The sequence below is a fragment of the Bradyrhizobium sp. AC87j1 genome, from assembly GCF_002936975.1.
GTDB classification, from domain to species: Bacteria; Pseudomonadota; Alphaproteobacteria; order Rhizobiales; family Xanthobacteraceae; genus Bradyrhizobium; species Bradyrhizobium shewense.
On sequence record NZ_PTFE01000181.1, the window covers coordinates 1 to 7,282 of the forward strand.

Below are 7,282 nucleotides of genomic sequence, written 5' to 3' on the forward strand. Positions count from 1 at the left end.
GTCCCCCATGAAACTCCCCGCCTCCCCCTTTACCGTCACCGACTGGAGCAAGGTCGAGGCCACCATGCATCCGGGCGAGACCGGCCAAGCCAGGTGGCGCACGCTCAACATCGGCGACCTCCGGGTGCGGATGGTCGAGTATTCGCCGGGCTATTTGGCCGACCATTGGTGCGATCGCGGCCACGTGCTCTACGTCCTCAAGGGCGAGCTCGACAGCGAGCTGCGCGACGGGCGCAAATTCAAGCTCACGGCAGGGATGAGCTACCAGGTCTCGGACTACGGCGACGCCGCGCACCGATCCTCGACCACGACCGGAGCGACCCTTTTCATCGTGGACTGACATCCGCCGGGCGGTTAATTTGCACCGCAAAATAGCAAAGTCGTGCGACGTGCCGGCTCGCGGGTGGTGCCTTGAACTGGCCCCAAATTCTCGCTATATTGTGATCATCGATACTTGGCCGAACGACTGGGCCGCTTCGCTTCGTTGCTGACGGGCGCGCACGCTTCAGATGAATTCTCCAAACATCGACTCATCAGGGACTATGGGCGCAATGCTGCGTACCGGTCCGCGTGCGTACTCAATCTAACTAACTAAAGGAAATTCCCATGGCTATGGGCACCGTGAAGTGGTTCAACACCCAAAAGGGTTATGGTTTCATCCAGCCGGATGACGGCCAGAAGGACGTGTTCGTGCACATCAGCGCCGTCGAGCGCGCTGGCCTCTCTTCCCTCAACGAGGGTCAGAAGGTCTCGTTCGACATCGTCGCCGATCGTCGCAGCGGCAAGTCCTCGGCTGACAATCTCCGCGTCGGCTAACGCCCGCGCACCGTTCTGACCACGGACGTACCGGCAGAACGTCAAGTTAGAAAACCCCGCGACCGGGATCCGGTCTGCGGGGTTTTCGTTTTGGGGAACTGTGGCGCGGCAGCTGCGGTGCCCTAGGGCGGATTAGCCCCGCGGATTGCGCAAAGCGCAAACCGCGAGGCGTAATCCGCCAACGTCTGCGTCCCTGGGTACGGAAGTGGTGGTTTACGCCGCCGGCCTGCGCTGCGCGCAAGCCGCCGGCTAATCCACCCTACGAGACCTTTTTCAGGATTGAGACGAAAAATCCGTCCGTCCCGGTCCGCCGCGGCGTCATCAGCCAGCCCTCGGGCGATTGCAGCGCGGCCTCGCCAAACGCCTCCGCCTTGTCCCACAGCACGCTCGCGGTCTGCTCGGGCGGGACGGCCGCGAACTCGGGATGGCGCGCGACGAACGCCCTCACCTGCTCGCCGTTCTCTTCCGACAGCACCGAGCAGGTGATGTAGGCGATGCGGCCGCCCGGCTTCACCAGCGGCACCGCGCGCTCCAGCACCTCGGCCTGGTCACGCAGGCGAATCTCCAGCGCGCCGGGGCGCATCCGCCATTTGGCGTCGGGGTTGCGGCGCCAGGTTCCGGTTCCCGTGCAGGGCGCATCGATCACGACGAGGTCGGCAGAGGCGCGGATGTCGGCCAACGGATCGGCCTCGCCCTTGGGCGTGCGGACATCGGCATTATGGACGCCGGCGCGCGACAGCCGTTCGTGGATCGGCGCGAGCTGGCGCTTGTCGCTGTCGGTCGCGATCAGCCGGCCCTTGCCCTGCATCAGGGCGGCGAGCGCCAGCGTCTTGCCGCCGGCGCCGGCGCAGAGGTCGATCACCTGCTCGCCGGGCTTTGCCGCGGTGAATTGGGCCGCCAGCTGCGATCCCTCATCCTGCACTTCAATGGCGCCCTTGATGAAATCCTCTTCGGCCTGGATCCCGGGGTTGCGCGCATCGGCCGAAAGCGCGATGCGCAGGCCCGTTGCCGACCAAGGCGTCGGTTTCGCATGAAGATGAGCAAGCGACTGCAGCGCCTTGTCGCGATTGGATTTTAGCGTGTTGACCCGCAGGTCGAGCGGCGCCCGGCTCGCCATCGCGGCCGCCTCCGCGGCGCGGTCCTCGCCGAACACTTTTGCCAGGTGCGGATCCAGCCATTCGGGATAGTCGCCGGCGATCGCAGCCGGCGCGTCCTTCAGGGACCGCGAGGCGAGCGCGGCCTGCTCAGCCTCGGTCAGCGGCGCCGGCGCAAATCGGCTGCCGTCGAACAAGGCGCCCATGGTGGCCGTGTCCATGTCGCGCTCGAGCCGGAGCATGCCGATCAACCTGGCACGCGCGGTGTCGGACTCCATCAGGAACGCGCTCGAGGCGTAGCGGCGCAGTACGTCCCAGACCAGGCCGGCAATGGCGGCGCGGTCGCCCGAGCCGGCAAAGCGGTGCGCAGTGCCCCACTCCTTCAGCGCCTTGGCCGCAGGCACGCGGTCTTTCTCGATGGTGTCGATCAGTTCGATGGCTGCGGACAGCCGGGCAGCGGGGGTCATTTGAATCTTTCAGATGAAATCGGACTCGCAAGAGTCAGATCAACAAGAGCATTTTCAGCGCGAAGTAGATCCACATCGCCAGCAGCACGAGGACGCCGGCGAGCCAGACCGTGGAGCGCCGGCCGAGATCGTTCGAGGAGACGAACACGCCGGCATGGACAAAGCGCGTTACCACAAACACCCAGGACATCAGCACGATGAAGAGATCGGCATGGCGCAAGGGCAGCGCCAGCGCGATCAGGACGTAGAGCAGGACCGGCAGCTCGAACTGGTTGCGATAGCAATTGGCGATCTGCGTGGCGCCCTTCGGCCAGTTCGGCTCGCCGAGCGCAATGTCGCGGATGCTGGTCTCGCCGGAGACCAGCGTCTTGCGGCGCGCGAAAACCATGCCGATCAGCAGCGCGAAGGTGAGGCCGACCTGGACGAAGACCGGCAGCAAGACCATTTGAACGGACATCGGAACTTTCCCATCCGGCGGACGGCGCCGGACCGTCCATTAGCCGCCGCTCCTCGTCCTGACAATCAACGAGTTGAACCGGCGTTCCCGGTCTTGCGACCAACCACCGATAGTTAAAGCGATTTCGGTCCCTTTTCGGGGCCCAAGGCGAGATAGAGGCGAGATGGCGCCATGACCACCCTGTCCAGCCTTTGGAGCGAATCCGCCGACGGCCGGCTCGGTATCCTGATGTCGGCCCTGTCAGGTATCGCGATGGCGCTCGCGGTCGCGCTGGCGATGACGGTTTACTTTTGCCTGAGCTACCGAACCTGGCGCGACGTCGTCAGGCATGGCCTCACCGCTCTGGCCGCGACGGCCCTGCTCGCCTTTGCCGCCTACGACATGCGCCACGCCGCGCTCGCCTATCTCGGTCTCAATCCGTCCAAGCCCGCCGTCGAGTTCGAGATCCGCATGCCCCGGGCGATGCTGACGGCGGTGACCGACAGCCAGGTCGAACTGCATACCGACCGCAACCAGACGCTGGCGCTGGTCGACGGCGTGCGCGACCTCTCGGATGGCCGCGCGCTGCTGCGCGGCGCGGTCGCGCTCAACCATCGGACCGCGGACCGCGTGTTGGTCGTGAACCTGCCCGGCAAGGGCACTTTCGAGTTCCGCCTCCGTCTGCCCGCCGAGCCGCATCGCTCCGAGCAGTTCGGCCCCTGGCACCTCGCCGACCGCATCGCCTCGCCGCTCGCCGACACCGTCGCGCCGCAGGACGCCTACATGATCCGGTACCGCGTGCTTTAAACTTTGTTCGTTGCGATCCATGCCCGCGCCGTCATCGTTCCGACGCGCGAGCACGGGTACGATGATCGCATGTCCGAATTTCGCCTGACGCAGATTTCCGACACCCATCTCGGTCGGCGCTTCCCCGGCCTGATCGCCAACTTCCAGGCGATCAGCGAGCATATCGACGGCAACCGGCCCGATCTCGTGATCAACACCGGCGATGTCGCCTTCGACGGGCCAACCGGCCGCGACGATGTCGTCTTCGCAAAAGACCTGCACGACGCCCTGCCCGTCGCCTGCCGTTATCTCCCCGGCAATCACGACATCGGCGATAATCCGACCGCGGTCGGCCCGGCGCCGAAGCCGCCGGTCACGGAAGCGCATCGCCGGCAGTTCGGCGACCTCATCGGCGAAGACCATTGGTCGTTCGAGGCCGCAGGCTGGCGCTTCATTGGCCTCAACTCGCTGGTGCTGAACTCGGGGCTCGCCTTCGAGGCCGAGCAGTTCGACTGGCTGTCGCAACAGATCGCGCGCACGAACGGCAGGCCGGTCGCGCTGTTCCTGCACAAGCCGCTATTTCTCAATCTACCCGACGATCCCGAGACACCGGAAACCTCGATCCGCTATGTGCCGCAGCCGGCGCGGGCACGGCTGATCGAGATGCTCGGGACGATCGACCTGCGCCTCATTGCCAGCGGCCACGTGCACCAGCGGCGCGACTTCACCTGGCGCCACACCCGCCACGTCTGGGCGCCGTCGGCCGGCTTCGTCATCAACGATCAACGCCAGGACCGGATCGCGATCAAGGAAGTCGGGCTGGTCGAGTATCGCTTCCGACCCGACAGTTTCGAGGTCCGCCACGTCAGGGCCGCAGGCCAGGTCGATGTCGACATCGAGGAGTTGCTCGTCCAGATGGGCGGCGAGCATTAAGGCGCGCCGATCGGCTCAGGCGACGCTCTTGAGGTCCTGCTGGATCGCGGCGAGCAGGGATTGCAGCGCCTCGCTGTTCACCGGCTTGGCCGCGAGATCATTGGCAGGCGGCTGCCTGGCAAGCTGCGCGGCCTTGACCGGGCGCTTCGGGAATGGCGGGGGCGGTATCGGCATCGAGGGGCGAGCAAGATCGCCCTCCTCGACATGGACGAACTTGCCATGGATGACGTCGTCATGGCGGCCCATGACGAACATGGCCAGCCAATAGCCGGCGGCCAGCAGGATAACGCAGAAAACACTGATCTCTAACATCGCAGCACCTAAAATATGCCCGATGATTCAATGCCTTCGCGATCCCGTCAATGAACAGCCGGTCACACCTGCGGCTTTTGCGGGCAGGTGTGACCATTTGGTGACTCTTTCTTAACTATCCTCAGGAGGCCTGTGGCTCTGTAGCCACGTGAGTCCCAGTCCCTGTCGCCTAAAGCGCGATGAATGAGATCGTCATCGCGCTTTAGGTTGTTGTTTGGGCATGATCTTTCCGGAAAACCGCTTCGCACTTTTCCGGATCATGCCTAGGCCTTGTCCGGCCCGACCCGGACCAGCTGCTTGCCGAAATTGGCGCCCTTCAAGAGGCCCATGAAGGCGCCGGGCGCGCTGTCCAGGCCCTCGGTGACGAACTCCTTGTACTTGACCTTGCCGTCGCGGACCCAGGTGGACATGTCGCGCAGGAAGTCGCCATGGCGGGAGGCGAAGTCGGAGACGATGAAGCCGCGGAAGGTCAGCCGCTTGGTCAGCGTCGCGCGCATCATGCTGGCGGCCCATTTCGGCGGCTTGGCTTCGGTGTCGTTGTAGTGCGCGATCAGGCCACAGACTGGCACGCGCGCGAACGGATTGAGCAACGGGAACACCGCCTCGAACACAGCGCCGCCGACATTCTCGAAATAGACGTCGATACCCCCAGGGCAGGCATCCTTCAGTTTTGCGCCGAGATCGGGATCGCGGTGATCGATGCAGGCATCGAAGCCGAGCTCCTTCACCACGTAGTCGCACTTGTCCTTGCCACCGGCGATGCCGACCGCGCGTGCGCCCTTGATCTTCGCGATCTGACCGACGGCTGAGCCGACGGCGCCGGAGGCGCCGGCGACCACGACGGTCTCGCCTGCTTGCGGCTTGCCGATGTCGAGCAGGCCCGTGTAGGCGGTCATGCCGGGCATGCCGAGCACGCCGATCGAGGTCGAGATCGGACCGAGCTTGGGATCGACCTTGATCAGGCCCTTGCCGTTCGAGGTCGCGTGAGACTGCCAACCGGTTCGTGCACGGACGATGTCGCCTTTGGCGAAATCAGGATTGTTGGAGACCGCGACCTCGCTGACCGCCTCGCCCTCCATCACGCCGCCGACCGGCACCGGCGCAGCATAGGACGGACCATCGCTCATGCGCCCGCGCATATAGGGATCGAGCGAGAGCCAGATCGTGCGCAGCAGGACTTCACCCGCCGCAGGCGTCGGGACCGCGAATTCCTCCAGGCGAAAATCAGATGATTTGGGTTCGCCGACGGGACGCGCGGCGAGAACGATGCGCTTGGCTTGGGACATGATGGCTTCCTCCGATTGTCTTTCGACGTGAACGGAAGCGGAGGGAGCTAGCTGCGTCAATACAAAAGCGGCGGAGCGGTCAGATGCAGAGGCGCGCACAGCGCTCATGTCCCGGACGCGCTGCAGCGCGCAGCGTTGCTGCGCAGAGCCGGGACCCAGAAAGCAACACGGCAAAACGCGGAGACATGGGCCCCGGCTCTGCAGCGCATCACCGAAAAGGTGCTGCGCTGCGTCCGGGGCACGCTAGCGGAGTTGAAGGCGAGACCGGCGACTAGCCCCCGCCCGGATAGTTCGGGCTCTCGCGCGTGATGGTGACGTCGTGGACGTGGCTTTCGCGCAGGCCGGCGCCGGTGATGCGGACGAACTGGGCCTTGTCGTGCAACTCCTTCATGTCGCGTGCGCCGACATAGCCCATCGCGGCGCGCAGGCCACCGGCGAGCTGGTGCATGACATTGCCGACCGGGCCCTTGTAGGGCACCTGGCCCTCGATGCCTTCAGGCACGAGCTTGAGCGTGTCCTTGATGTCCTGCTGGAAGTAGCGATCGGCAGAGCCGCGCGCCATCGCGCCGACCGAGCCCATGCCGCGATAGGCCTTGTAGGAACGGCCCTGCCACAAGAACACTTCGCCCGGCGTCTCGTCGGTGCCGGCGAGCAGCGAGCCGACCATGGCGATGTCGGCGCCGGCGGCGAGCGCCTTGGCGAGGTCGCCGGAGAATTTGATGCCGCCGTCGGCGATGACGGGGATGTCGGCCTTCTTCGCCGCTTCCACCGCATCCATGATCGCGGTGAGCTGGGGAACGCCGACGCCGGCGACGATGCGCGTGGTGCAGATCGAGCCCGGACCGATGCCGACCTTGATGCAGTCGGCGCCAGCATCGATCAAAGCCTGCGTGCCCTCGGTGGTGGCGACGTTGCCGGCGACGACCTGCACCGAATTGGATAGGCGCTTGATGCGGTTCACGGCATGCAGCACGTGGCGGGAGTGGCCGTGCGCGGTGTCGACGACGACGAGGTCGACGCCGGCATCGATCAGCCGCTCGGTGCGCTCGAAGCCGGTGTCGCCGACGGTGGTGGCGGCGGCGACGCGCAGGCGCCCCTGCGCGTCCTTGCAGGCGAGCGGATGGGCGACCGCCTTCTCCATGTCCTTGACGG

General features: G+C 65.4%; 9 protein-coding genes. 4 read left to right on the plus strand and 5 right to left on the minus strand.

Annotated features, from left to right (window positions below):
- Positions 1-7: 7 nt before the first annotated feature.
- Both CV770_RS40060 and CV770_RS40065 read left to right on the plus strand, forming a co-directional pair.
- Positions 8-340, plus strand: coding sequence for a DHCW motif cupin fold protein (locus CV770_RS40060; protein WP_104466219.1), 333 nt, complete (start codon positions 8-10; stop codon positions 338-340).
- 266 nt (positions 341-606) lie between these two features.
- Positions 607-816 carry a cold-shock protein gene (locus CV770_RS40065; RefSeq protein ID WP_008141931.1) on the plus strand — a complete coding sequence of 70 codons (210 nt, stop codon included), beginning with the start codon at positions 607-609 and terminating at the stop codon, positions 814-816.
- A gap of 259 nt (positions 817-1,075) precedes the next feature.
- Here the strand turns inward: CV770_RS40065 and CV770_RS40070 are convergent, their stop codons facing one another.
- On the minus strand, positions 1,076-2,377 hold the full coding sequence (locus CV770_RS40070; protein WP_104466220.1) for an RsmB/NOP family class I SAM-dependent RNA methyltransferase: 1,302 nt from the start codon (positions 2,375-2,377) through the stop codon (positions 1,076-1,078).
- 34 nt (positions 2,378-2,411) lie between these two features.
- A complete protein-coding gene (locus CV770_RS40075) occupies positions 2,412-2,834 on the minus strand; it encodes an MAPEG family protein (protein ID WP_018317663.1) in 423 nt (140 codons plus the stop codon).
- A 171-nt stretch (positions 2,835-3,005) separates the two neighbouring features.
- On the opposite strand from CV770_RS40075, the gene CV770_RS40080 reads away from it, so the two are divergent.
- Positions 3,006-3,620 (plus strand): acriflavin resistance protein, encoded by a 615-nt coding sequence (locus tag CV770_RS40080; protein WP_104466221.1) that lies wholly within the window; start codon positions 3,006-3,008, stop codon positions 3,618-3,620.
- Between the two features lie 69 nt (positions 3,621-3,689).
- Positions 3,690-4,532 (plus strand): metallophosphoesterase family protein, encoded by an 843-nt coding sequence (locus tag CV770_RS40085; RefSeq protein WP_104466223.1) that lies wholly within the window; start codon positions 3,690-3,692, stop codon positions 4,530-4,532.
- Positions 4,533-4,547: 15 nt separating this feature from the next.
- On the opposite strand, the gene CV770_RS40090 is transcribed toward CV770_RS40085, so the two are convergent.
- The 3 genes from CV770_RS40090 to guaB form a co-directional block, all read right to left on the minus strand.
- Positions 4,548-4,844, minus strand: coding sequence for a hypothetical protein (locus CV770_RS40090; protein ID WP_091954467.1), 297 nt, complete (start codon positions 4,842-4,844; stop codon positions 4,548-4,550).
- 263 nt (positions 4,845-5,107) lie between these two features.
- Positions 5,108-6,130 (minus strand): NADPH-dependent curcumin/dihydrocurcumin reductase, encoded by a 1,023-nt coding sequence (gene curA, locus CV770_RS40095; RefSeq protein ID WP_104466222.1) that lies wholly within the window; start codon positions 6,128-6,130, stop codon positions 5,108-5,110.
- A gap of 271 nt (positions 6,131-6,401) precedes the next feature.
- Positions 6,402-7,282: IMP dehydrogenase (gene guaB, locus CV770_RS40100; RefSeq protein ID WP_201760251.1), on the minus strand; the 881-nt coding region annotated here is incomplete at its 5' end.